Annotated in this window: 22 protein-coding genes; 7 read left to right on the plus strand and 15 right to left on the minus strand. The window is 72.8% G+C overall.

What is annotated here, in order from left to right:
• Positions 1 to 49: 49 nt before the first annotated feature.
• From hflX to miaA, 5 genes are all read right to left on the minus strand, one after another.
• Positions 50 to 1555: a GTPase HflX gene (gene hflX, locus ACR68M_RS09490; RefSeq protein WP_441250002.1), complete on the minus strand. Its 1506-nt coding sequence runs from the start codon at positions 1553 to 1555 to the stop codon at positions 50 to 52.
• A gap of 79 nt (positions 1556 to 1634) precedes the next feature.
• Positions 1635 to 3908 carry a RelA/SpoT family protein gene (locus ACR68M_RS09495; protein ID WP_441250003.1) on the minus strand — a complete coding sequence of 758 codons (2274 nt, stop codon included), beginning with the start codon at positions 3906 to 3908 and terminating at the stop codon, positions 1635 to 1637.
• A 171-nt stretch (positions 3909 to 4079) separates the two neighbouring features.
• The gene (gene dapF, locus ACR68M_RS09500; RefSeq protein ID WP_441250004.1) at positions 4080 to 4946 is read right to left on the minus strand and encodes a diaminopimelate epimerase; all 867 of its coding nucleotides are present in this window, start codon (positions 4944 to 4946) and stop codon (positions 4080 to 4082) included.
• A 29-nt stretch (positions 4947 to 4975) separates the two neighbouring features.
• Positions 4976 to 5455, minus strand: a complete 480-nt coding sequence (locus ACR68M_RS09505; RefSeq protein ID WP_441250005.1) for a hypothetical protein — start codon at positions 5453 to 5455, stop codon at positions 4976 to 4978.
• Positions 5456 to 5673: 218 nt separating this feature from the next.
• A complete protein-coding gene (gene miaA, locus ACR68M_RS09510; protein WP_441250006.1) occupies positions 5674 to 6612 on the minus strand; it encodes a tRNA (adenosine(37)-N6)-dimethylallyltransferase MiaA in 939 nt (312 codons plus the stop codon).
• A gap of 160 nt (positions 6613 to 6772) precedes the next feature.
• Between miaA and ACR68M_RS09515 the strand changes: the two genes are divergently transcribed.
• Positions 6773 to 7003 carry an antitoxin gene (locus ACR68M_RS09515; protein WP_441250007.1) on the plus strand — a complete coding sequence of 77 codons (231 nt, stop codon included), beginning with the start codon at positions 6773 to 6775 and terminating at the stop codon, positions 7001 to 7003.
• Positions 7004 to 7018: 15 nt separating this feature from the next.
• Here the strand turns inward: ACR68M_RS09515 and ACR68M_RS09520 are convergent, their stop codons facing one another.
• Both ACR68M_RS09520 and miaB read right to left on the minus strand, forming a co-directional pair.
• Positions 7019 to 7729, minus strand: a complete 711-nt coding sequence (locus ACR68M_RS09520) for a class III extradiol dioxygenase subunit B-like domain-containing protein (RefSeq protein WP_441250008.1) — start codon at positions 7727 to 7729, stop codon at positions 7019 to 7021.
• 31 nt (positions 7730 to 7760) lie between these two features.
• Positions 7761 to 9239, minus strand: coding sequence for a tRNA (N6-isopentenyl adenosine(37)-C2)-methylthiotransferase MiaB (gene miaB / locus ACR68M_RS09525; protein ID WP_441251562.1), 1479 nt, complete (start codon positions 9237 to 9239; stop codon positions 7761 to 7763).
• A 148-nt stretch (positions 9240 to 9387) separates the two neighbouring features.
• Here miaB and ACR68M_RS09530 point away from each other — a divergent pair, with 148 nt between their 5' ends.
• Positions 9388 to 10401: a TAXI family TRAP transporter solute-binding subunit gene (locus tag ACR68M_RS09530; RefSeq protein WP_441250009.1), complete on the plus strand. Its 1014-nt coding sequence runs from the start codon at positions 9388 to 9390 to the stop codon at positions 10399 to 10401.
• Positions 10402 to 10407: 6 nt separating this feature from the next.
• On the opposite strand, the gene ACR68M_RS09535 is transcribed toward ACR68M_RS09530, so the two are convergent.
• Together ACR68M_RS09535 and ACR68M_RS09540 are read right to left on the minus strand one after the other, a co-directional pair.
• A complete protein-coding gene (locus ACR68M_RS09535; protein ID WP_441250010.1) occupies positions 10408 to 11835 on the minus strand; it encodes an ATP-binding protein in 1428 nt (475 codons plus the stop codon).
• 6 nt (positions 11836 to 11841) lie between these two features.
• Positions 11842 to 12657 carry a response regulator transcription factor gene (locus ACR68M_RS09540; protein WP_441250011.1) on the minus strand — a complete coding sequence of 272 codons (816 nt, stop codon included), beginning with the start codon at positions 12655 to 12657 and terminating at the stop codon, positions 11842 to 11844.
• A gap of 364 nt (positions 12658 to 13021) precedes the next feature.
• Between ACR68M_RS09540 and ACR68M_RS09545 the strand changes: the two genes are divergently transcribed.
• The 5 genes from ACR68M_RS09545 (at position 13022) to ACR68M_RS09565 (ending at position 18141) form a co-directional block, all read left to right on the plus strand.
• On the plus strand, positions 13022 to 13786 hold the full coding sequence (locus ACR68M_RS09545) for an amino acid ABC transporter ATP-binding protein (protein WP_441250012.1): 765 nt from the start codon (positions 13022 to 13024) through the stop codon (positions 13784 to 13786).
• A 141-nt stretch (positions 13787 to 13927) separates the two neighbouring features.
• Positions 13928 to 14833, plus strand: a complete 906-nt coding sequence (locus tag ACR68M_RS09550; protein ID WP_441250013.1) for a glutamate ABC transporter substrate-binding protein — start codon at positions 13928 to 13930, stop codon at positions 14831 to 14833.
• Positions 14834 to 14876: 43 nt separating this feature from the next.
• Positions 14877 to 15527, plus strand: a complete 651-nt coding sequence (locus tag ACR68M_RS09555; protein ID WP_441250014.1) for an amino acid ABC transporter permease — start codon at positions 14877 to 14879, stop codon at positions 15525 to 15527.
• Positions 15524 to 16357: an amino acid ABC transporter permease gene (locus tag ACR68M_RS09560; RefSeq protein ID WP_441250015.1), complete on the plus strand. Its 834-nt coding sequence runs from the start codon at positions 15524 to 15526 to the stop codon at positions 16355 to 16357. The genes ACR68M_RS09555 and ACR68M_RS09560 overlap by 4 nt, the downstream gene beginning before the upstream one ends.
• A gap of 110 nt (positions 16358 to 16467) precedes the next feature.
• Positions 16468 to 18141: an FAD-dependent monooxygenase gene (locus ACR68M_RS09565; RefSeq protein ID WP_441250016.1), complete on the plus strand. Its 1674-nt coding sequence runs from the start codon at positions 16468 to 16470 to the stop codon at positions 18139 to 18141.
• 39 nt (positions 18142 to 18180) lie between these two features.
• On the opposite strand, the gene rny is transcribed toward ACR68M_RS09565, so the two are convergent.
• The 6 genes from rny to ACR68M_RS09595 all read right to left on the minus strand — a co-directional run bounded on the left by rny (position 18181) and on the right by ACR68M_RS09595 (position 25108).
• The gene (rny, locus tag ACR68M_RS09570) at positions 18181 to 19647 is read right to left on the minus strand and encodes a ribonuclease Y (protein ID WP_441250017.1); all 1467 of its coding nucleotides are present in this window, start codon (positions 19645 to 19647) and stop codon (positions 18181 to 18183) included.
• Between the two features lie 160 nt (positions 19648 to 19807).
• Positions 19808 to 20662, minus strand: coding sequence for a regulatory protein RecX (locus ACR68M_RS09575; RefSeq protein ID WP_441250018.1), 855 nt, complete (start codon positions 20660 to 20662; stop codon positions 19808 to 19810).
• A gap of 4 nt (positions 20663 to 20666) precedes the next feature.
• Entirely contained in the window at positions 20667 to 21800 is a 1134-nt protein-coding gene (gene recA / locus ACR68M_RS09580) for a recombinase RecA (RefSeq protein ID WP_441250019.1), read from the minus strand.
• 148 nt (positions 21801 to 21948) lie between these two features.
• Entirely contained in the window at positions 21949 to 23211 is a 1263-nt protein-coding gene (locus tag ACR68M_RS09585) for an AI-2E family transporter (RefSeq protein WP_441250020.1), read from the minus strand.
• A 113-nt stretch (positions 23212 to 23324) separates the two neighbouring features.
• Complete coding sequence (locus tag ACR68M_RS09590) at positions 23325 to 23519, minus strand: DUF3046 domain-containing protein (protein ID WP_441250021.1); 195 nt, start codon at positions 23517 to 23519, stop codon at positions 23325 to 23327.
• 59 nt (positions 23520 to 23578) lie between these two features.
• The gene (locus ACR68M_RS09595; protein WP_441250022.1) at positions 23579 to 25108 is read right to left on the minus strand and encodes a S8 family serine peptidase; all 1530 of its coding nucleotides are present in this window, start codon (positions 25106 to 25108) and stop codon (positions 23579 to 23581) included.
• Positions 25109 to 25188 lie beyond the last annotated feature (80 nt).

Consider the following 25188-nt stretch of genomic DNA (forward strand, 5'->3'; position numbering starts at 1 on the left):
CACAGAAGTAGCCCCGACCCGAAGGCCGGGGCTACCGCCGTGAAGCACGTCAGCCCTGCGTCACCACGGTGAACCGCTCCAGCTCCGCCGCCAGCTCGGCGGCGACCTTGACGCGCAGCAGGGTGCCCTCGCCGGTGTGCTCGGTGGAGATCAGCTCGCCCTCCGCGTGCACCCGGGAGACCAGGGAGCCGTGGGTGTACGGGACGAGCACCTGCATCTCGATCGCCGGGCGGGGCAGCTCGTCGTCGATCAGCTTGAGCAGCTCCGCCATGCCCTGCCCGGTGCGGGCGGAGACCACGATGGCGTGCGGCTCCCGGCGCAGCAGGCGCTGCAGCACGTGCGGATCGGCGGCGTCGGCCTTGTTGATCACGACGATCTCCGGCACGTGCTGGGCGTCGACCGAGACGATGACCTCGCGGACGGCGGCCAGCTGGGTCTCGGGCTCGGGGTGCGAGCCGTCGACCACGTGCAGGATGAGGTCGGCCTCGGCGACCTCCTCCATGGTCGAGCGGAACGCCTCGACCAGGTGGTGCGGGAGGTGCCGGACGAAGCCGACGGTGTCGGCCAGGGTGTAGACCCGGCCGCTCGGGGTCTGTGCACGGCGGACGGTCGGGTCGAGGGTGGCGAACAGTGCGTTCTCCACCAGCACGCCCGCGCCGGTCAGCCGGTTGAGGATGGAGGACTTGCCGGCGTTGGTGTAGCCCGCGATCGCGACGGAGGGCACCTGGTTGCGACGGCGCTCCTGGCGCTTGGTGTCGCGGCCCTTCTTCATGTCGGCGATCTCCCGGCGGAGCTTCGCCATCTTCTCGCGGATCCGGCGCCGGTCGGTCTCGATCTTGGTCTCACCGGGACCACGGGTGGCCATACCGCCACCGGAGGAGCCGGCGCCACCGCCACCCATCTGCCGGGAGAGCGACTGACCCCAGCCTCGCAGGCGCGGCAGCATGTACTGCATCTGCGCGAGCGAGACCTGCGCCTTGCCCTCTCGGGACTTGGCGTGCTGGGCGAAGATGTCGAGGATCAGGGCGGTGCGGTCGACCACCTTGACCTTGACGACGTCCTCGAGGTGGATCAGCTGGCCGGGGGTGAGCTCACCGTCGCAGACGACGGTGTCGGCGCCGGTGAAGGAGACGATGTCGCGCAGCTCCTTCGCCTTGCCGGAGCCGATGTAGGTCGCGGCATCCGGCTTGTCCCGGCGCTGGATCACACCGTCGAGCACCTCTGAACCGGCCGTCTCGGCGAGTGCGGCGAGCTCGGCCAGGGAGTTCTCGGCCTCCTCCACCGTGCCGTTCGTCCACACGCCGACGAGCACCACGCGCTCCAGACGGAGCTGGCGGTACTCGACCTCGGTGACGTCCTGGAGTTCGGTGGAGAGACCGGCGACGCGGCGCAGCGCAGCGCGCTCGCTGCGTTCGTACTGCTCGCCGTCGTACTGCTGGTCGAGGTCCTCGTCGATCGCCGCGAGGTCCTCGTCCATCAGGGCTTCCGCCCGGAGGTCCGTGAGTCGCTTGGCGGACTCGTCGGAGTTGTTGCGGCTGTCGAACGTGGAGGTCATCTTGTCCTTTGCTGTACGGAGAGAACCGGTGCGCGCCCGGCGCGCCTGCGATCGGCCGGTGAACCCGCCCGGAGGTGAGCTACCCCTCCGGGTCTCGGTCGACACCGGCACCACTGCCTCCGGTGAACACCGCGGACCGGCCGAGCATTCCCCCCGATGGTCGCACGCCCGCCCTGACCGGGTCATCCCCATTTCCGCACGCGTCGCCGGGCCGGAAGACGTCGTACACCCCCGAGACGCGGAGCATCGCCCGCATCACGGCGGTCAGTGCCTGCGGGTGCGGCAGCTCGACGGTGTAGCTGTGGCGCACCCGGAGCTGCTGCGGCGGCTCGACGGCGGCCGCGACGATGCCGAGGCCCTCGGCGGACATCACGGCCGTCAGGTCGGCCAGCAGCCGCGGGCGGTTGAGGGCCTCGGCGTGCAGCGTCGCCCGGTAGCCGGCGGGCGGGTTCACCCCGGGCACCCAGGCGAGCTGCACCGGGCCGCGCCCGGCGGCCCGCATCTGCTCGCCGTCGGCGCAGCCGGTGCGGTGCACGGCGACGGCGCCGCCCCGGATCACGTACCCGGTGACCTCGTCCGGCGGCACCGGGGTGCAGCACCGGGACAGCCGCACGGACGCCCCCGGCAGCCCGCGGACGGCGATCGGCGACTCGCCCCGGCCGGCCCGGCCCGGCGGCACGACCCTCGGACCGGCCCGCTCGACGGCCCTCGGCTCGGCGGTGCGGGCGGACGGCCGGAGGGGGGCGGGGTGCTCGGCGAGCCAGCGCTCGATGGCCAGCCGGGCACCCGGGGTGCGGACATGGTCGAGCCACTCGGGGCTCGGCCCGGACGGCTCCCGGTACGGCTCCGCCGGGCCGCCGCCGGGCTCGGTGAGCACGGCCAGCACGTCGCCGTCGCCGAGCGTGGTGGAGAGCGCCACCAGCCGGCCGTTGACGCGGGCGCCCAGACAGCGGTGACCGGTCTCCTCGCCGAGCAGGTAGGCGGCGTCGACGCAGCTGGCGCCGGAGGGCAGCTGCAGGGTCTCGCCGTCCTCGGTGACGGCGGTGATCTCGCGGTCGTCCGAGAGGTCGGCGGTGAGGGCCGACCAGAAGGTGTCCGCGTCCGGCGTCTCCTGCTGCCACTCCAGCAGGCGGCTGAGCCAGCCGGGCCGGGCCGGGTCCGTCCGGTCGCCGTCGGCCCGGTCACCGTCGGCCTCCGGCTCGTCCGGCGCGCCGGGCTGGTGCGGGTCACCGAGCGCGACCACGCCGAACTCGGCCACCCGGTGCATCTCGCGCGTCCGCACCAGCACCTCCACCACCTCGCCGCCCGCGAGGGCCACGGCGGTGTGCAGCGACTGGTAGAGGTTGAACTTCGGCGCGGCCACGAAGTCCTTGAACTCCCCCGGCAGCGGCACCCAGCAGGTGTGCAGCTCGCCGAGCACCGCGTAGCAGTCGGCGTTCTCCTCGACCACCACCAGCAGCCGCCCGAAGTCGGCGGGCTGGAGCTCCTGCGGGCGGCCGTCCGGCCCGGCGGCGGCAGCGCGCTTGAGCAGCACCCGGTGCAGCGAGACGCAGTGCCGGGGCCGCACCATGACGGCGGCCGGCACCCCGGCCTCGGCCAACTGCCGGGTGAGCGCGTCCGCGAAGGGCTGGAGCAGCCCGTCCGGCTCGGCCTCGTGGGCGGCGACCAGCGCCCGCGTCCTGGCGTACTCCTCCGGGTGGAGCGTGGCGAAGACGATGTCCTCCAGCTCGGCCTTGAGCACCTGGATGCCGAGCCGGTCGGCGAGCGGGATGAGCACCTCCCTGGTCACCTTGGCGATCCGCAGGCGGCTGGCGGGCTTCATGTGACGGATCGTCCGCATGTTGTGCAGCCGGTCTGCCAGCTTGATCACCATCACCCGGACGTCGTCCCCGGTGGCGACCAGCATCTTGCGGAAGGTCTCGGCCTCGGCGGCGGCACCGAAGTCGACCTTCTCCAGCTTGGTCACCCCGTCGACCAGGTACGCCACCTCGGGCCCGTACTCTTCGCCGACCTGGTCCAGCGTCATCTCGGTGTCCTCGACCGTGTCGTGGAGCAGCGAGGCGACCAGGGTGGTGGTGCCGGCGCCGAGTTGGGCCAGGATCATGGTGACGGCGAGCGGGTGGGTGATGAACGGCTCGCCGCTCTTGCGGAGTTGGCCCCGATGGCTGGCCTCCGCCGTCCGGTAGGCCCGGCCGAGCAGGGCGAGGTCGGCCTGCGGGTGGTGCCGCCGGTGCGCCTGGACGATCGGCTCGATGGCGTCCGGCAGCGGCGCCCGCCCGGTCGCGAGCACCGCCGCCCGCCCGGCCCTCCCGAAGGCGGCCCGGCTCAGTCTCAGCTCGGGGCGGATGGTCATCTGCACCTCCGGCAGCAAGCACCGGAGCGACGCCCGACCCGGTGGTCCATGCTACCGAGCACAACACGTTCCGCGACGCGATGCTTCCCCTCCGCGACCACCGTCACCCGTTAGGGGGGATTCACCCGCCCCACATTTGGGAAACCGGCCCCCGCACGGGGGCCGGCTGCCTCAGTGCGGGAGCGAGGTGGTGCCGGAGGCGACGATCTCGGCGGGGCCGGTCATCTCGATCTGTCCGTCGGGGTGTTCGGTGATGTGCAGGGTGCCGCCGGGGACGTCGACCCGGTAGGTGACGCTCTCGCCGGTCAGGGCCGGGTCCGCGCCGTCGCGGCGGGCCGTCGCGACGGCCACCGCACAGGCGCCGGTGCCGCAGGAGCGGGTCTCGCCGGAGCCGCGTTCGTGCACCCGCATCGCGACGTGCCGGGGCCCCCGGTCGACCACGAACTCGACGTTGACGCCCTCGGGGTAGACCCCGGCCGGGGCGACGCCGGGCGCCGACCACAGATTGCCCGCCTCGGAGAGGTCGGCGACGAAGGCGACCGCGTGCGGGTTGCCCATGTTGACGTTGAGCGCCGGCCAGTGCCGCTCGCCCACCGTGACGGTGATGTCCGCGGGGCCGGGCAGGGTGGCCCGGCCCATGCCGACCGTCACCGCGCCGTCGGCGGCGACGAGCACCTGCCGCACCCCGGCCCGGGTGGCGACCGCCAGCGGGCCCGGCTCAGCCAGCCCGGCCTCGACGAGGTAGCGGGCGAAGACCCGGACGCCGTTGCCGCACATCTCGGCGATCGACCCGTCGGAGTTCCGGTAGTCCATGAACCACTCGGCCTGGTCGGCGAGCCCGGCCGCCGCAGGGTCGGCCGCCGAGCGGACCACCCGCAGCAGCCCGTCCCCGCCGATGCCGGCCCGGCGGTCGCAGAGCGCCGCGACGGCGTCCGGGCCGAGGTCGAGGGCGCCGTCCGGGTCGGGGACGATCACGAAGTCGTTCTGGGTGCCGTGCCCCTTGAGGAACGCGATGCCGGGAGTGGTGGATGCAGTCACACTGCCGATGGTACTGAAGCGTCCGGCGCTCAACCGCGCAGGTGGACGACCCGCCAGACCGCGAGGGCGACGGCCACCGCGACCGCGAGGGTGTAGCTGCCGATCGCCCGCTTGCCGGCCCGCAGGCCGCTGCCGCGCCGGGGCACCCCGGGCCACTTGTACCCGGCCATCCGGGCGGCCATCGCGCCCCAGCCGAGCGAGGCGGCGGTGAGCAGCAGCCCGAGCATCCCGATCATCGAGGAGGCGCTGTCGGTGGAGCCGAAGGCGAGCGGGAAGGCGAACATCAGCGAGCCCAGGGTGGCGAGCAGCACGATCGGCAGCGTCTGCCACCAGCGGAGCCTGCGGCGCGGGCGGATCTCCCGCTCGTGCACGACGCCGGGCGCGGAGAGGTCGGTGAGCGCGGGCAGCGCGATCGCGTACGAGGTCGGCACGACGGCGGGCAGGGTGAGTCCGGTGCTCTCGCTGTCGTACGACAGCTGGTCGGTCTCGGGGCCGGTACCCGTCGACACGCGGCCTCCCCTGACGGTTCGACACGAGCGCGACGGCTCGTGAACGGTGAGGGCGGCCGCACGGGCCGACCTCTGGTGCTGTCGATGATGGCATGTCCAGTGCCGCCGACGAGGCGTCCCGCGGGGTACACGGGTGATCCGTGGCCATGACGTGATGCGGCCGTAACCCCCGGTTATTTCTGCACCTGCAGATGCACCGCCGCGATGGCCGGATTACGTCAGGTCTGAGTCCGGATCAGCTCCAGCGCGCGGTCGAGCAGCTCGGCCGGGTCGGCGCCGGCCGGGCGGGAGAGCCAGTGGATGCGGTCGTCGCGGCGGAACCAGGACTCCTGGCGGCGGGCGAAGCGCTTCGTCGCACGGACGGTCTCGGCCACTGCCTCGGCCTCGGTGCACTCACCTGCGAAGTGGGCGAGCACCTGCTGGTAGCCGAGCGCGCGGGAGGCGGTCAGGCCGTCCCGGAGGCCGAGCTTCTCCAGCTCCCGCACCTCCTCGAGCAGCCCGGCCTGCCACATCCGGTCGACCCGCAAGGTGATCCGCTCGTCCAGTTCCGGGCGGGGCAGCGCGACGCCGATCTGCACGGTGTCGTACACGGCGGTGTTGGTCGGCAGGCTGGCGGTGAACGGGCGGCCGGTGATCTCGATGACCTCCAGGGCCCGGACGACCCGGCGGCCGTTGCTCGGCAGGATCGCCTCGGCGGCCGCCGGGTCCAGGCCGGCCAGGCGCAGGTGCAGCACGCCGGAGCCGACGGCGGCCAGCTCCTCCTCCAGCCGGGCCCGGACGGCCGGGTCGGTGCCGGGGAACTCCATCTCGTCGATCGCCGACCGGACGTACAGCCCGGAGCCGCCGACCAGGACGGGGGTGCGGCCCGCCGCGAGCAGCCGGTCGATCTCGGCGCGGGCGAGGCGCTGGTACTCGGCGACGCTGGCGGCCTCGGTGACGTCCCAGATGTCCAGCAGGTGGTGCGGGATGCCGCCGCGCTCCTCCTGGGTGAGCTTGGCGGTGCCGATGTCCATGCCCCGGTAGAGCTGCATCGAGTCGGTGTTGATCACCTCGCCGCCGAGCGTACGGGCGATGGCGACGGCCAGGTCGGACTTGCCGGCGGCGGTCGCGCCGACCACGGAGACGACGCGGGGCGGGGGGACGGGAGAGCTGCTCACGGACCAAGTCTCCCAAAAGCCCGGATCACGCGTGTCGGGGCGGGCCCCCGTGGAAGGATATGGGTGATTTGAACTGATTCGACCACGGGCTGCGAACGGACCGGAGCGCTCGGTCGTTAGGCCTGATGACCACAGCCGACCCGTAGAAGGAGACAGCGCCATGAGCCTGAAGGACACCCTCAAGGGCAAGGCCGAGGAGCTCAAGGAGAAGGCCAGCGAGCTCGCGGGCAAGCACAACGAGAAGATCGACGAGGTGGTCGAGAAGGCCGGCGCGGCCGTCGACAAGGCCACCAAGGGCAAGTACTCCGACAAGATCGAGACCGGCACCAGCAAGGCCAAGGGCGCCGTCGACAGCTTCGCCGCCAAGCCCAAGGACGACGGCACCGTCTGACACCGGCCGGAACGGCTAGGCGGCGCCCGCGCTCCAGGAGGCGACGAAGTAGCCGACGCCGTACGGCGCGTCGTCGTAGCCGAGGCGCCCGGTCAGCCCGGCGCCGCGGGCCGCGCCCGCCAGGACCTGCCAGGGGGCGCGGCCGTCGGCGAGGAGCTCGGCCGAGAGGGCCGGGTCGAGAGCCGCCAGGGCCTCGATGTCGGCGGCGCCGAGGGCTCGGGCCGCCGCGGCGTCGTAGGCCTCGGCACGCTCGTCGAGGTAGCCGGGGGCCTTGAGGGAGCGGCAGGCGCTGCCGTCGCCGAGCACCAGCAGGCCGACCCGGTCGGCGAGCTCGGCCAGCCCCTGGCCCAGGCCCAGCATCCGGGCCGGGGTGGAGTCGGCGGGCACCGCGCAGGCGTGGGTGGGGAGCGCGGTCCCGGCCTGGTCGAGCAGCCAGGCGCCGACGGTCAGCGAGGGCGCCAGCTCGGGCCCGTCCACCCCGCCCGAGGGCAGCCGGACGGCCAGCTCGACGCCGTACCGGTGGAACGACCCGGCCCCGCCCTCGGTCCAGACCTCGGGCGTGGGCCCGGTGCCGACCACCACGATCAGCTCCGCGCCCGAGCCGAGCAGCTCCCCGACCGCCTCCGCACAGGCCGCACGCAACGGCTCCAGTTCAGGAGCCGCCCCGGCGGCGACCTCGGGTACGAGCAGCGGCGGGCACGGGCAGACAGCGGCGGCAACAAGCATGCCGATCACTCTAGCCACCCGGCCGGAGCCGTCAGTCGCCGCAGCAGGCGCTCGCGGTGGGGGCGGCGAGCGGCGCGGGGGCGCCGATAGTCGGCAGCCCGAGCATCACCCCGGCGGGCTTGGCGGCCGGGGCCGCCTGCCGCTTCTCCCAGGCGTCGCCCGCGCGGGTGCGGCGGACGGCCAGGGTCGGGCCCTCGGCGAGCAGGTGGTGCGGGGCGGCGTAGGTGATCTCGACGGTCACCACGTCGCCCGGCCGCACCGGAGAGGTCGGCCGGGTGCTGTGCTTGTCGTTCAACCCTCGCAAGTTCGGGTTGAAGTGCACCAGGCGGTTGTCGGGCGCACGGCCCGAGATCCGGTCGGTGCGGTTGTCCTTCTTGCCCTCGCCCTCGGCGACCAGGATCTCCAGGGTGCGGCCGACCTGCTTCTTGTTCTCCTCCCAGGAGATCTCCTCCTGGAGGGCGATCAGCCGGTTGTAGCGCTCGGTGACCACGGCCTTGGGGATCTGGCCGTCCATCTCGGCGGCGGGCGTGCCGGGCCGCTTCGAGTACTGGAAGGTGAACGCGTTGGCGAACCGCGCCTCCCGGACGACGTGCATGGTCTGCTCGAAGTCCTCCTCCGTCTCGCCGGGGAAGCCGACGATGATGTCGGTGGAGATCGCAGCGTCCGGCATCGCCTCGCGGACCTTGCGGATGATGCCGAGGAAACGCTCCTGCCGGTACGAGCGCTTCATCGCCTTGAGCACGGTGTCCGAGCCGGACTGCAGCGGCATGTGCAGCTGGTGCATCACGTTCGGCGTCTCGGCCATCGCGGCGATCACGTCGTCGGTGAAGTCACGCGGGTGCGGCGAGGTGAAGCGGATGCGCTCCAGGCCCTCGACCTTCCCGGCGGCACGCAGCAGCTTGGAGAACGCCTCCCGGTCGCCGAGGTCGGAGCCGTAGGAGTTGACGTTCTGGCCGAGCAGGGTGACCTCGATGACACCCTCGGCGACCAGCGCCTCGATCTCGGAGAGCACGTCGCCGGGGCGGCGGTCCTCCTCCTTGCCGCGCAGCGCGGGCACGATGCAGAAGGTGCAGGTGTTGTTGCAGCCGACCGAGATGGCGACCCAGGCGGCGTACGCGGACTCGCGGCGGGTCGGCAGCGTGGAGGGGAAGGTCTCCAGCGACTCCAGGATCTCGACCTGGGCCTTGCGCTCGACGGCCGCGCGCTCCAGCAGCGCGGGCAGGTGGCCGATGTTGTGGGTGCCGAAGACCACGTCGACCCAGGGTGCGCGCTGCACGATGGTGTCGCGGTCCTTCTGCGCCAGGCAGCCGCCGACGGCGATCTGCATGCCCTTGTTCCGGGTCTTCGCCGGCGCGAGCTGCCCGAGGTTGCCGTACAGCTTGTTGTCGGCGTTCTCGCGCACCGCGCAGGTGTTGAAGACCACCAGGTCGGGGTCACCCTCCTGGTCGGCCTTGACGTACCCGGCGCCCTCCAGGAGCCCGGAGAGGCGCTCGGAGTCGTGGACGTTCATCTGACAGCCGTACGTGACGACCTTGTAGCTCTTGGAATCCTGGCTCGTACCCACGGACCCAAGAGTACGAGACCCCGGCTCCCACCCAGCACCCTCTCCCGCAGTAACCCTCTCCCATTGGCGGCCCGCGCCTGGCACACTCCAGCGCATGACCTCCTCGCCCGGCGCCCTGCTGAGGGCGGCGGCCCGCAGCAAGATCTGCCGGGCCGTCGTCGTGCTGGTGCTGCTCGCGGGCGCGAGCGGCGGGTGGTGGCTCAGCTCCTCCGACGGCCCCGACCACCCGAAGGGCGTGAGCGGTTTCGCCACCGGGGTGCAGCGCGGGGTGTACGACAAGTACGGGCAGCTGCTGCGCGACTACCTGCCCGGGGTGATGCCCGGGGTGCAGCTGCGGCTGGACAACTCCCAGGGCTCGGTCGACAACATCAGCCGCGTCCTGGCCGGTCAGGACTCCTTCGCCATCGCGACGGCCGACGCCGTCGCCGAGTACGACGGGCCAGGCAAGGAGCGGCTGCGGGCGATCGCGCGGCTCTACGACGACTACCTGCAGTTGGTCGTCCCGGCGGGCTCGCCCGTGCAGCGGGCCGCCGACCTGCGGGGCATGCGGGTCGGGGTCGGGCAGGGCCTGTCGGGGGTCAACCTGGTGACCAAGCGGCTGCTGGCCGGTGCCGGGCTCGACCCGGAGAAGGACATCACCGCCGCACCGCTCGGCGTCGGCGAGGCCGCCGACCGGCTGCGGGCGGGCGAGCTGGACGCGTTCTTCTGGTCCGGCGGGCTGCCGACCAGCGTGCTGAGCGATCTCGCGAGCCAGTTCCCGATCCGGATCGTGCCGCTCGGGGATCTGGCGGAGAGCGTCCACCAGCAGGAGGGCGGCGGGATGGACGCCTACCGCGCCGCGACGATACCGGCCGACGCCTACCCCAAGGCCCTGCCGATCCCCCGGACGGCCGTCGCGACCCTCGCCGTGCCGAATCTCCTGATCACCCGCGACGACGTCGACACCGGCCTCGTCGAGGGCCTGACCAAGGCCGTCCTCGACAGCCGCGACTCGATCGGCGACAAGGTCCACGCGGCCCAGCTGGTCGACCTCCGCACCGCCGTCTACACCGACCCGCTCCCGCTCCACGACGGCGCCAAGCGCTACTACGCCTCCGTCAAACCCTGAGGCCGGTCACTTCGACCGGGGGACGGTCAGCCTGACCTCCAGCCCGGTGGGCTCGACCGGGGCGAAGCCCAGGGAGCCGCCGCCGGCGAGCAGCAGGGTGCGGGCGATGGAGAGGCCGAGACCGGAGCCGTCGACGTTCTGGTGGCGGGGGCTGCGCCAGAACCGGTCACCGATCCGGGCCAGCTCCTCCTCGGTGAGGCCGGGGCCGGAGTCGGCGACCGTCACGGTGATCTCGTGGCGGTCACTCTCGATGCCGAGCCGCACGCACTCCCCGGCGGGGGTGAACTTGAGGGCGTTGTCCAGCACGGCGTCCAGTGCGCTGCCGAGCCCGATCGGGTCGGCGAGGCCGACGGCCACGGCCGGGCCGTCCCACTCCAGCCGGATGCCGCGCTGCTCGGCCACCGGCCGCCAGCCGTCCATCCGGGTCAGCGCCAGCGCGGTGAGATCCGTCCGGGAGGGCTCGGGGCGGGCGTGCTCGGCGGTGGCCAGACCGAGCAGGTCGTCGAGCACCCGGGCCAGCCGCAGCCCCTCCTCGCGGACACCCGTCAGCTCCGCCTCGTGGCCGTCGGGCAGCTCCATGCCGAGCAGCTCGACCCGAAGCAGCAGCGCCGCCAGCGGGTTGCGCAGCTGGTGCGAGGCGTCCGCGACGAAGGCCCGCTGCTGGTCCAGGGCGAGCAGGACGTTGTCGGCCATGTGGTTGAACGAACGGGCCAGCCGACGCAGTTCGGGCGGGCCGATGCTGGCCGCGACGCGGGCATTCATCCGGCCCGTGGCGATGTCGTGGGTGGCCCGGTCGAGGGTGCGGACGGGCCGCATGATCCAGCCGGTCAGCCGGAACGCCAGCAGCACGGCCGCGATCATGGCGAGCGCCTCGCCGCCGCCCAGCACCATCCAGCGGTGCAGCACCCGCGAGCGCAGTGACCCGGTCGGCGACTCGGTGAGCACCACGGCGATCACGTCGCCGTCGCGGACGACCGGCGCGGCGACGGTCAGGGTGCGCTCCGGGGTCCACGGCCAGACCTGCTGCGGGTTGTGGCTGCGCCGCCCGTCCAGGGCCTCCTGGAAGGCCTGGGCGCCGGGGCCGCTGCGTGGCAGCTGCCAGTCGGCGGGGGCGATGGCCACCGCGCTGCCGTCCCGGTGGAAGACACCGATCCGGATGCCGTAGAGCTCCTGGTAGCGGATGGCCTCGGCAGCCAGCGCGTGCAGCCGGGCGGTGTCACCGGGGACGGGCGCGGAGTCGCCCTTGAGCGCGGCTCCCATGGTCGGCAGCCCGGCGGTGGGGAGGTCCTGGGCGAAGCGCGCGGCGTCGTCGATCCGGTCGACGACGACCCGGCTCTGCTCGGCGGCCGCGATCGAGACGGCGAGCGGCACCCCGAGGGCGGCCAGCACCGCGGCCATCAGGGAGAGCAGGATGCCGAGCAGACGGTTGCGCACCTCGGGTCAGCGCCCTGTCGGCGAGTCGCCGCCGGGCTGCTCGGCAACAGGCTCGGCAGCAGGCGCAGCGGCGGGCTCGGCAACAGGCTCAGCGGCGGGCTCAGCGGCGGGCTCGGCGGGCTGCTCGGGTATCAGGCGGTAGCCGACACCGCGGACGGCCTCGACCAGGCCGGGCAGCGCGAGCTTGGTGCGCAGCGAGCCGATGTGCACCTCCAGGGTGCGGCCGTTGCCCTCCCAGCCGCTGCGCCAGACCTCGCTGAAGATCTGCTCGCGCCGGTAGACCACGCCGGGGCTCTGGGCGAGCAGCGCCAGCAGGTCGAACTCCTTGCGGGTGAGCGGTACGTCCCGCCCGTGCACGCTGACCCGGCGGCGTTCGCGGTCGATGCCGATCCCGCGCGCCTCCAGCGGTCCGGGCTGGTCGGCGGGCTCGGCCGGGCCCTGCTCGGGGATGGCGGCCAGGCCGCGGCGGGCCACGGCGTGGATGCGGGCGAGCAGCTCGCCCATGTCGTACGGCTTGGTGACGTAGTCGTCGGCGCCCAGGTTGAGGCCGTGGATGCGGGACCGTATGTCGGCCCGCGCGGTCACCATGATCACCGGGACGCCGCTGTGCGCGCGGATGCGGCTGCACACCTCGAAGCCGTCCCGGTCGGGCAGCCCGAGGTCGAGCAGGACCACCCGGTACGGCTCGTTGCCGTCGGGCACCAGGGCGTCGAGCGCCTCGTGGCCGCTGCGGGCATGGCGGACCTGGAAGCCGTGCCTGCCCAGCACCGCGACCAGTGCCGCGGCGACGCGTTCGTCGTCCTCGACGAGCAACAGGCGCATCCCGGCCTCCTCTCCGAATTCTTCGTGTCATTCATGTGCGAACCCTGCGGAGTATTGTCCAAGCCGCCCGTCCTGTCACGACGCCCCTGCCCGGCCCGGCCCCTTCGGCACGCGCGGCCCGGCCTCTTCGACGGACGCGGCCCGGCCCGTCCGGCGGGCGTGGCCTGATCGTGACCTCAAGTTCCGCTCAGATCGGCTGACGTGCCATTGTCATGCCTTCTATGGTCACCGGACCGGGGGCTGCGGGCTCCGCCGGCTCACGGCCCCCGGACCAGCACCAGCTGTACGCCTGCCGTACGGTGCATCACCAGCACTGCGGCCCGCGGGAGTTCACCCGGGGTCAGACACGAGGGAGCCAGGCGCGATGACCGAGACCACCGTCAGCGACTCGCCGGCACCCCTCGTGGTGCTGAGCGGCGTGAACAAGCACTTCGGCGCGCTGCACGTGCTGCAGGACATCGACCTGGAGATCAAGCAGGGCGAGGTCGTGGTGCTGATCGGCCCGTCCGGGTCGGGCAAATCCACGCTCTGCCGGACGATCAACCGGCTGGAGACCGTCGACTCGGGGACGATCACCCTGGACGGCCGCCCGCTGCCCGCCGAGGGCCGGGAACTGGCCAAACTCCGGGCCGAGGTCGGCATGGTCTTCCAGAGCTTCAACCTCTTCGCGCACAAGACCGTGCTGGAGAACGTGGTGCTCGGCCAGGTCAAGGTGCGCAAGATCGCCCGCGCCGAGGCCGAGAAGACGGCCCGCGAGCTGCTGGACCGGGTCGGGGTGGGCGCGCAGGCGGACAAGTTCCCGGCGCAGCTCTCCGGCGGTCAGCAGCAGCGCGTGGCGATCGCCCGCGCGCTGGCGATGAACCCCAAGGTGCTGCTCTTCGACGAGCCGACCTCGGCCCTCGACCCGGAGATGGTCAACGAGGTGCTGGAGGTCATGCGCTCGCTGGCCGCCGAGGGCATGACGATGGTCGTGGTCACCCACGAGATGGGCTTCGCCCGCTCCGCCGCGAACCGGGTGCTCTTCATGGCCGACGGGAAGATCGTCGAGGAGAACACGCCCGACGCCTTCTTCACCGCTCCCCGCAGCGACCGCGCCAAGGACTTCCTTTCGAAGATCCTGCACCACTGAGGCCCTCGCTCATCTAGCGTCGGAGCCGATCCCACGGCGGAGTACCGGCCCGTCCGCGGCGCGCACGCGTGCCCGCACCCGGAACTCCAAGCCCCAAACGCCCGGTTGACCCGTGGCCAAGAACCAGGAGAGCAGATCCTCATGAAGGCTCGTCGCACCATAGCCGCCGCCCTGTCGGTGCTCGCCCTGACCGCCGTCGCCGCCTGTGGCAAGGACGGCTCCCCGACGGCCAACGCCGACGACGCCGCGCCGAAGCTGCCGACGTACCAGGTGAAGACCGACGCCAAGCTCGACGGCTCGCCGACCTGGAAGAAGGCCAAGGAGAAGGGGCGCCTGACCATCGGCGCCAAGGCCGACCAGCCCTTCCTGGGCTTCCAGGACGTGGCGACCAAGGGCCGCAGCGGCTTCGACATCGAGATCGCCAAGATGGTCGCCGCCGACCTGGGCTTCGGGCCGGACCAGATCGACTTCCAGACCATCGTCTCCGCCAACCGTGAGACGGCCATCTCCAAGGGCCAGGTCGACTACTACGTCGGCACCTACACCATCAACGACAAGCGCAAGGCGCTGGTCTCCTTCGCCGGCCCGTACCTGGTCGCCGGCCAGGACCTGCTGGTGCTGAAGAGCAACACCGCCATCACCGGCAAGGACTCGCTGGCCGGCAAGAACATCTGCTCGGCCACCGGCTCCACCTCCATCGACCGGATCGAGTCGACCTACAAGGGCAAGGTCGTCAAGTACGACACCTACGCCCAGTGCGTGGAGAAGCTGCTGACCGACGAGGTCGACGCGGTCACCACCGACGACGCAATCCTCAAGGGCTACGCCGCGAAGAACCCGACCAAGCTCAAGGTCGTCGGCGACCCGGTCTCCAAGGAGCCGTACGGCGTCGGTCTGAACAAGGACGACAAGGTGCTCCAGGCGGCCATCTCCGCCTCGCTGAAGGCGCACGAGGACAACGGCGACTGGAAGAAGGCGTACGACGCCACCCTCGGGCTCTCCGGCTCGACGGCCCCCGCCGTCCCCGCGCTCGAGACGTCCTCCTGACCACCTGTCAGCACTGAACTGAACTGAAAGGAGGGCCGCCCGCATGGGCATACTCTTCGAGGACGGCAACTTCGCGCTGTTCCGCGACGGCTTTCTGCGGACGGTCGAGCTCAGCGCGATCAGCGGGGTGCTCGCCCTGCTGATCGGTGTCCTGCTGGCGGCCTTCCGGGTCTCGCCGGTGCCGGCTCTGCGCGCGTTCGGCACCGTCTGGGTCAACACCTTCCGCAACACCCCGCTGACCCTGCTCTTCTTCGCGGTCACCTTCGGCCTGCCCGCGCTGGACGTCCACCTCTCCAGCTTCGTCCTCGCGGTGGTCGCGCTCAGCGCCTACACCGGCAGCTTCGTCTGCGAGGTGCTGCGCGCGGGCATCAACACCGTGCCGCTCGGCCAGGCCGAGGCCGCCCGCAGCCTGGGCATGACCTTCGGCCAGACCCTCACCACGGTGGTGCTGCCGCAGGCCGCCCGCACCGTGGTGGCCCCGATGAGCAGCGTCTTCATCGCGCTGCCCAGGAACTCGGCCGTCGCAGGGGCGTTCAACGTCGCCGAGCTCTTCGGCGTCCAGTCGATCCTGTCCGAGCGCGGCTACTCCATCTGGCCGATCTTCTTCTGGATCGCCCTGGCCTACCTGGCGATCAGCGCCGCGGTGGCCCAGCTGTTCCGCTTCCTGGAGAACCGACTGGCGGTGGCCCGATGAGCAGCACCTCGACCGTCCTCTACGACACCCCCGGCCCCCGGACGCGGGCCCGCTACCGGGCCTTCGGCGTGCTCTCCGTGCTCGCGCTGGGCGGCCTGCTCTGGTGGGTGTACGACAAGCTGGCGAGCGCCGGACAGTTCGCCGGCAACCTCTGGTCGCTCTTCGAGTACAGCGCCGTCCAACAGCGGATCCTCGAAGGCCTGCTGGACACCCTGTCGGTGTTCGCGCTCGCCGCGGTGTTCTCGCTGCTGCTCGGCGCGCTGCTGGCCGCCGGGCGGCTCTCCGACCACAAGCCGGTACGCGCCGTGGCCACCGCCATCGTCCAGTTCTTCCGGGCGATGCCGCTGCTGATCATGATCTTCGCGCTCTACCAGTCGGTCTTCACCACCACCCCGTTCTGGGCCCTGGTCACCGGCCTGACCCTCTACAACGGCGCCGTCCAGGCCGAGATCATCCGCGGCGGCATCAACGCGGTGCCGCGCGGACAGGGCGAGGCCGGGTACGCGCTCGGGCTGCGCAAGTCCCAGGTGATGCTCACCGTCCTGGTGCCGCAGGCCGTCCGCTCGATGCTCCCGGCGATCATCGGCCAGCTGGTCGTCACCCTCAAGGACACCTCGCTCGGGTACGTCATCACCTACAGCGAGCTGCTCTACACGGGCAAGCTGATCGCCGGAAACTACTCCACCCCCGACGGCTACCCCTACATCCCCGTCGTACTGGTGATCGCCCCGATCTACATCGCGCTCTGCCTCGCGCTCACCGCGCTGGCCAAGTGGATCGAGGCGCGGGGCCGCCGCGGCGCGAACCGGCGCACACCTGCCGCTGCTTGACGGACACGCAGGTGATCTGTTGCATTGCTCTTCGTGACACCACCCGGTACCTCCCCAGCCTCAGCTGACGCCGCATCGGCCACCTCGTCCACGCGCCCGGAGGGCCTGCCGTGGACCCGGTGATCGTGGTCGGGGCCGGGCCGGTCGGCCTGGCCCTCGCGCTGGCACTGGCCCGGCAGGAGGTGCCGACGGTGGTGCTCGACGAGGGCACCGGGGTCTGCCCCGAAGGCCCCCGGAGCATCGTCCTGGGCTCCGACACCACCGCCCTGCTCGGGCGGCTCGGCTACGGCCGGGCCGCCTCGGACGCCGCCCGCTGGGACGCCTTCACCGTCTGGCGCCGCCGCTCCGAGGTGCTGCGGCTGCCACTGGCGGACGAAGCCGTGCTCCACCTCCCCCAGCACCGCCTCCAGCGCGGCCTGCGGGACGCCGTCAGCGCCACCCCGCTGATCCAACTCGTCCCACTCAACCGCGTCACCGAGCTGGAGCAGGACCAGGACGGCGTCAACGTCCGCACCCTGGCCACCAAGGACGGCACCCACACCTGGAGGCGCGGCAGCCACCTGGTCGGCTGCGACGGCGCACGCTCCACCGTCCGCAAGCTGCTGAAGATCCGCTTCCCCGGCCGGCCCGCCGTGGACCGGCACGCCGTCGCGACCGTCCGCGTCCAGCTGCCCTTCACCGGAGAGGCCCGGCTGCACCGCGAACCGCCGTGGCGCGGCGACCGCGAGGCCTCCGCCCGCCCCCTCCCGGACGGCCTCTGGCGGCTCGACTGGCGGCTGCCCCCCGGCCGCCCCGCCCCCACCGCCCCGGTCGACCCGCACGCCACCTGGCCCGGCATCGTCACCGGCGACACCCTGCTCGCCCGGGTGAAGTCCACCCTCACCGGCTGGTGCGGCGAACTCCCCCCGTACGAACTGCTCGCCGCCGCCGACCACACCTACCAGCAGCGCCTGGCCGCCCGCTTCCGGGACGGCCGCTGCTTCCTCGCCGGGGACGCCGCCCACCTGCACGGCGCACTCGGCATGCAGAACCTCGTCGACGGCCTCCGGGACGCCGACAACCTCGCCTGGCGGCTCGCCCTCGCCTGGCACCTGCACTCCGGCGGCCCACAGCCGGGCGGCGCCCTGCTGGACGGGTACGAGGCCGAGCGGCGCGGCGCGGTCGGCGCGCGGCTGCGCGCCGTCGACCAGACGATGCCGCTGCTGCGACCGCTGCGCGGCTGGCAGCAGACCAGGCGGTCGCTGCTCACCGGCTCATTCCGCAAGCACTCCCCGCTGCTGGCGGACGGCCAGCTCGGCGCCGGCCGGTTCGGCGGCGCGCCCGCCTACCCGGCCGCGCCCTCCGGTGTGCCCGGCCGGGTGCCCGTCCAGCGCGGCGGCGGACGCGGCACCGCCCTCACCGAGGAACTGCCCGCGACGGCGCCCGGCGTGCTCGTCCCCGACGTGCCCGTGCTCACCGGCGACGGCTCGGCCGACGCCCTGCGGGCCCGGCTCGGCGCCGGGTTCCTGCTGCTCCTGGTCGCCCCCGGCACCGCCGTCTGGTCGGCCGAACACTGGCTCGGCGCGGGCCTGATGCCACGCCTCGCCGAGACGGCCGCCGCCCTCCCCGTCCCCGCCGAGGTCCTCGTCGCCGAGTCCTACCCCGGCGCGGACCCGCACACCGTCCTCCTGATCCGCCCCGACGGCCACCTCGTGGGCACCACCCAGGGCTGCCGTGCCGAGGACCTCCAGGAGCTCGCCGACCGCGCCCGAGGCGGCCCCGCCGCCCTCGCCGAGAGCGGCTGAGCCAGCAACGAACTCAGCGGACGGGCCCAGCGAACGGATTCAGCGGGCGAACTCGGTGGCCCGGCTCTCCCGGACGACGGTGATCCGGATCTGGCCCGGGTAGGTCAGCTCCTCGGCGACCTGGCGTGCCACCTCACGGGCGATCAGCTGGGCACCGATGTCGTCCACCACCTCCGGCTGGACCATCACCCGGACCTCCCGGCCGGCCTGCATCGCGAACACCTTCGACACGCCGTCGTGGGCGCCCGCGATCTCCTCCAGCCGCTCCAGCCGCCGGACGTACGACTCCACCGACTCCCGCCGCGCCCCGGGCCGCCCGCCCGAGCACGCGTCGGCCGCCTGCGTCAGCACCGCCTCGACCGTCTTCGGCTCCACCTCGCCGTGGTGCGCCGCGATCGCGTGCACCACCTCCGCCGACTCCCCGTGCCGCCGCGCGAAGTCCGCACCGATTGCCGCATGGCTGCCCGCCACCTCGTGGGTCAGTGCCTTGCCGATGTCGTGCAGCAGGCTCGCCCGCCGCACCAGGCTGTCGTCCACCCCCAGCTCGGAGGCCATCATCCCGGCGATGTGCGCGGACTCCACCAGGTGCCCCAGCACGTTCTGCCCGTACGAGGTGCGGTACCGCAACCTGCCGAGGGTGCGCACCAGCTCGGGGTGCAGCTCGTCGACCCGGGTCGCCAGCACGGCGTCCTCCCCGGCCCGGACGCAGAGCCGCTCGACCTCGAAGCGGCTGCGCTCGTGGATCTCCTCGATCCGGGCCGGGTGTATCCGGCCGTCGGCGAGCAGCGCCTCCAGCGTCAGCCGGGCGGTCTCCCGCCGCACCGGGTCGAAGCAGGAGAGCTGCACCAGCTCGGGGGTGTCGTCGATGATCAGATTGACGCCGGTGACTGCCTCGAAGGCCCGGATGTTCCGCCCCTCGCGGCCGATGATCCGGCCCTTCAGGTCCTCGCTGGCCAGCCGCAGCGTCGAGACGACCGTCTCGGAGGTCTGCTCGGCGGCGAACCGCTGGATCGAACCCGCGATGATCTCCCGGGCCCGCTGCTCGCCCTCCGCGCGCGCCCGCCGCTCGATCTCCCGGACGGTGATCACGGCCTCCCGGCGGGCCTCCACCTCGGCCGCCCGCACCACCTCGGCCCTGGCCTGGCTCCCGGTCAGCCCCGCGACCCGCTCCACCGCGCGGCGCTGCTCCGCAGCCTCCGCCGTGACCTGCTCGCGGGCGGCCTCATGCAGGCGTTCGAGCTCGGCGGCCCGCCCGGCGAGCTCGGTCTCCCTGGCCCGCACCCGGTGCAGTTCCTCGGTGAGCCGCTCCTCCCGACGGTCCAGCTCCGCCCGCAGCCCGGCGGCCTGCGCCTCGGCCCACTCCCGGGCCCGGCCGGCCTCGTCGGTGGCACGGCGCTGCGCGGCCTGGAGCCGACGGACCATCAGCCAGGTGAGCAGCAGCACCAGACAGAGCACCACGGCCGACCCGGCGGCGGCCACCGAGCCGACACCCATCGCGATCCTCATCCGCCGTCACTCCCCGTCCCTGCACGCTCCGCAGCTGCGCTGCGCGGAGCTACCTCGGAGTGATCTCTCACTGCTTGTGAGGCTATGTGCAGGTCACGAAACGGTCAAGATGCGATCGAGAGTTGACATCTCCCGACCTCGACTCCTCCCTGATCGGACGTCACCACTCCATGTCCCCGTCGTCGCCCTCGGCCTCCTCCGCAGTCACCGCCCGCACCACCCGGAAGGCCAGGCCCTCCGAGTAGCCGCGCCGCGCCAGCATCCCGACCAGCCGCCGCGTCCGCACCTGTGCGTCCAGCCCGCGCGTCGACCGCAGCTTCCGCTCGACCAGTGCCCGCGCGGCCGCCTCCTCGTCGTCGGCGTCGACCTGCGCCACGGCCTGCTCGACCAGCTCCCCCGCCACGCCCCGGGTGCGGAGCTCCTGGGCGAGCGCCCGGCGGCCCAGCCCCCGGACGGCGTGCCGGGACTCGACCCACGCCTCGGCGAAGGCCGCGTCGTCGATCAGCCCGACCTCCTCGTACCGGTCGAGCACCTCCTCGGCGACCTCGTCCGGGATCTCCTTCTTGCGCAGCGCGTCCGCCAGCTGCTTGCGGGTCTTGGCGGTGCCGGTGAGCAGCCGCAGGCAGATGTCCCGCGCTCGGGCGGCCGGATCGAGCGACTCCTCGGCCCGCGCCGCCGCGCCCCTGGACGACGACCGAGCCGATGACTTGGCCGACGACCTGGCCGCTCCCCCGGCCGGGCGCTCCGGCCGTTCGCGTCGCTCCCGCCGCGCGGGCGACGCGGGCAGCGCCTCGACCGGCTGCGCCTCGGGCAGCTCCGGCCCCTGCTCCTGCTCCCGCTCGGCCGCGAGCGCGCTGCGCCGACGGCGACGCCCTCCGGTCAGCCCGGAGGCCGGGACGACCCCCAGGCCGTCCAGCCGCACCGGCTCCGGCCGGCTCGCCGGCGCCTCGGGCTCAGGGCCGCCCGTCCACCAGTCGGGCGGGCCCTGATCGCCGTTGTCCTCTCCGTACCTCAATGGGTCAGGCCTTGGCAGCGGCCGTCTTCTTCGCGGCTGCGGTCTTGGCCGCCGTCGCGGTGATGGGCTTGGCCGCACCCTCGGCGTCGGCAGCACCGGCGTCGGCGTCGGCCGGGGCCGCAGCGGCCTCGGGCTCCGCGACCTTGGGGCCGATGCCGAGCTTCTGCTTGATCTTCTTCTCGATCTCCTCGGCCAGCTGCGGGTTGTCGCGCAGGAAGTTGCGGGCGTTCTCCTTGCCCTGGCCGAGCTGGTCGCCCTCGTAGGTGTACCAGGCACCGGCCTTGCGGATGAAGCCGTGCTCGACACCCATGTCGATCAGGCCGCCCTCCCAGCTGATGCCGTGGCCGTAGAGGATGTCGAACTCGGCCTGCTTGAACGGCGCGGCGACCTTGTTCTTGACGACCTTGACGCGGGTGCGGTTGCCGACCGCCTCGGTGCCGTCCTTCAGGGTCTCGATCCGACGGATGTCGAGACGCACGGAGGCGTAGAACTTGAGCGCGCGGCCACCGGTGGTGGTCTCCGGCGAGCCGAACATCACGCCGATCTTCTCGCGCAGCTGGTTGATGAAGATCGCGGTGGTGTTCGACTGGTTCAGCGCACCGGCGATCTTCCGCAGCGCCTGGCTCATCAGGCGGGCCTGGAGACCGACGTGCGAGTCACCCATCTCACCCTCGATCTCGGCCCGGGGCACGAGCGCCGCGACCGAGTCGATGATCACCAGGTCGATCGCGCCGGAGCGGATCAGCATGTCGGTGATCTCCAGCGCCTGCTCGCCCGTGTCGGGCTGGCTGACCAGCAGGGCGTCGGTGTCGACGCCGAGCTTCTTCGCGTACTCCGGGTCGAGGGCGTGCTCGGCGTCGACGAAGGCGACCGTGCCGCCGAGCTTCTGGGCGCTGGCCGCGGCGTGCAGCGTCAGCGTGGTCTTGCCGGAGGACTCCGGGCCGTAGATCTCGACGACCCGGCCGCGCGGCAGACCGCCGACGCCGAGCGCCACGTCGAGCGCCGTGGAGCCGGTCGGGATCACCTCGATCGGTTCGTTGGCCTTCTCACCGAGGCGCATCACCGAACCCTTGCCGAACTGCCGCTCAATCTGGGCGAGTGCGGTCTCAAGAGCCTTCTCGCGGTCCGTGCCTGCCATGGCTTCCACCCTCGGGTTCTGTGCTGTGCGCTTCATCGTGCTCGACGCTAGCGCGTCCCACCGACAATCGGCCCCGGACGGGCTCAGCCTGTGGACAACTTGTCGCCGAACAGTATAAGGAACATTTGTTCGAATCGAACGAAATGACCTACTTCTTTCGACCCTCACGCCCCTGACCTGCGGAGTCGTCCCAAGAATCGCCTCGAACCAACTGCCGCAACCGGCGCACGGTACGCCGCCTGCGCTCCCTGGCGGCCCTCCTGCGCTCCTCCCCCCGGTCGATCCTCGGGTCGACCGCCACCTCGTACCGGCGGACGTACGTGCCGACGAAGCCCTGGAGCGTGGCCGCGACCGGGATGGCGATCAGCGCGCCGACCGCGCCGAGCAGCGCCGCCCCGGCGATCACGGCTCCGAAGGCCACCGCCGGGTGCACGTCCACCGTCCGGGCCGTGATCCTCGGGTGCAGCAGGTAGTTCTCGATCTGCTGGTAGACGATCACGAAGCCCAGCACCCAGACCGCGTCCACCGGCCGCACGGTGAGCGCGACCACCACCGGCAGCGCTCCCGCCAGATAGGTGCCGATGGTCGGCACGAACTGCGACATGACGCCCACCCAGACCGCGAGCGCACCCGCGTACGGCAGGCCGAGGACGGCGAACATGATCCAGTGCGCGACGGTCGAGGCGATCGCCAGCAGGGTCCGCGAGTAGAGGTAGCCGCCGGTCTTGGCCAGCGCGATCTCCCAGGCCCGGAGCACCTCCGCCTGCTTGGCGGGCGGCAGCAACGAGCAGAGCGTCCGGCGCACCCGGGGGCCGTCGGCGGTGAAGTAGAAGGTGAAGAGGCCGACGGTGAAGGCCTGGAAGAGCCCGCCGACCAAGGTGCTGGAGAGGCCCCAGACGTTGTCGGCCGCCTGCTGGGCGTACTTCTCGATGGCCCCGGAGTCCTTGAGCACCTTCTGCTGGAGCTGGTCGAGCGAGAGGTCCTGGTGGAAGGTCCGGTTGATCCAGTCGATCAGGTTGTCGACCAGGTGCGGCAGGTCCGAGGCGATCTTGCCCACCTGGTCGACCAGCAGCGTGCCGAGCGCGGCCAGGAAGCCGGCGATGGCGACGGCCAGCGCGATGAAGACCAGGAAGGTGCCGAGACCGCGCCGCACGCCCCGGGCCGCCATCCGGTCGACGGCCGGCTCCATCGCCAGCGAGAGGAAGAACGAGACCAACAGCATCACGAAGAGGTCGATCAGCTGGTGGAAGGCCCAGTCGGCGAGCTGGAAGACACCGACCAGCAGGAGCGCCGTCAACATCGCCCTGGGCAGCCAGCGCGGCATCGCCTCGCCCCGGCGCGGGGTGCCGTCGCGCGGGGCGTCGTCGGGAGAATTCCGGTCCTGCTGCTGGGGAGGAGAGGTACTGACCACCCGCACAGTCTCACGCATCAACCGGCCGAAACCGGGCCAACCGGACATCGGGGTCCGACAATCTCACGGGCCGTCGGCCGGTCGGCGGCAGCCGGCCTCGGTCTCCGCGCGGCTCAGCGCAGCAGCGCCGAGACCCCCTGCGTCCGGGACACCACCCGCCAGACCTCCTTGGCCTCCCAGCCCGCCTCCAGCGCCTGCCGGACGGTCCGCCCGCCCAGCTCGCTCATCAGGTGGTCGGAAGCGAACGACTCCGCGTACGCCTCGCCGAAGTGCTCGTTCATCCGCCGCCAGAACTCCGTCAACCTCATTCGCCCAGTATCCGCGATCCGGCCGCATTCCCGGGAGGCCCCAAGGCCCAGGGCCCGGCCTAGCGCGGCAGCGCCAGCACCCCGGCCCCGAAATACCGCCGGTCCGCGCAGGCGCCCGGGGCGAAGGGGCAGTTGCCGGCCGCCGCCTGCTCCAGCAACGCCGTCAGCTGGTCGGGCCCCCAGCCGGGGTGTTCGGCGGCGGCGATCGCGACGGCGCCGGTGACGTGGGCGGCGGCCATCGAGGTCCCGGCCAGGGCGACGTACTCACCGCCCGGCCAGTCGGAGACGATCGCGCCGCGAGCCCCGCCGTCCGGGTCACCGCCGGGGGCGGCGAGGGTGATCCGGTCGCCGCCGAAGTTCGAGTACGCCGAGGGCAGCCCGCTGCGGTCCACCGCGCCGACCGTCACCACGCCGGGCAGCTCACCGGGCAGCCGGATGCACTCGGTGCCCAGGTACCGCGTCTGCGGCGGCCCGGAGAGGCGGTCGTTCGGGCTGCGCCGGTCCGTCCGGGCGGCGCCGAGGTCCTGCGCGTCGTTGCCCGCCGAGGCGACGACCACCGCGCCCTGCCGCTGCGCGTAGGCGACGGCCCGGCCGACGGCGAGGATCAGCGCGGCCTGGTCCTGGTCCTCGGGGCAGTTGTACTTCCAGGGGTCGGCGAAGTAGCTGTCGTTGATCGCCCTGGCGCCGTGGTCGGTCGCCCAGAGCAGCCCGCAGACGATGTTCTCGGCGTAGTACTGCCCGAGCGGCCCGAGCAGCCGCACGGCGGCGATCCGCACCCCCGGCGCGACCCCGGAGACGCCCTTGCCGTCCCGGACGGCGCCGACGATCCCGGCGACATGGGTGCCGTGCCCGCTCTCGCCGACCCCGTGGTCGGGCCGCCAGGCGCCGGCTCTGGCGTCGGGGCGGCCGTCGGCGCAGGAGGCGGAGGCGTACGGGTCGACGGCGCCGCGCAGATCGGGGTGGGTGTCGTCGACGCCGGAGTCGAGCACCGCGACCAGCACCCGCCGCAGCGCCTGCGCCGAGAGCGCGGTGCGGTCGGCCGACGGGCTGCGCAGCAGGGCGGCCGAGCCGGCCGGGTGGTCGACGGCGCCGATCATGGTCAGGTTCCAGTCGGTGGACTCGTCCGGATCGGGCAGCCCGGTCTCGCCGTCGGCCACCCCGTCCGCCGCCCCGGCTGCTGCCCCGCCCGTGCTGCGCCGGAAGTCCCCGGCCCCGGCCAGCGGTCCGGGGGGCCCGGCGACGGCGGCCGTCCGGGTCGCGCCGACGGCGGCGATGCCGGGCCGCCCGCGCAGGCGGTCGGCGAACCCGCCGGTGGAGTACGCGAGGGCGGCGCCGATCTGCGGGTACTCCTGGACGACCCGTCCGCCCGCCACCCGGGCCTGCCCGGCGGCGAGTTCGGCGCCCTGGGCGTCCTGGCGGTCGGCGAGCACCAGGTAGCTGAGGTAGGCGCGGCCCGGCCCGGCGACGTACGGCACGGCGCCGCCGACCAGCAGCGCGATCAGCAGCATGACCAGCAGGACGCGGGCGGGGGCGCGGGTCGGGGCACGGTGCCGCGCGGCGGAGCCTCCGGTCGGGCGCACCCGTTGCATCGCGTGGCCTCCGCTCCTCGGGCCCGTCCCGGATGCGGACCTGATACATCACCATATGAGCGGATTGTCCTACTTGCCTG

The sequence above is a fragment of the Kitasatospora sp. McL0602 genome (genome assembly GCF_052076145.1).
Taxonomy (GTDB): domain Bacteria; phylum Actinomycetota; class Actinomycetes; order Streptomycetales; family Streptomycetaceae; genus Kitasatospora.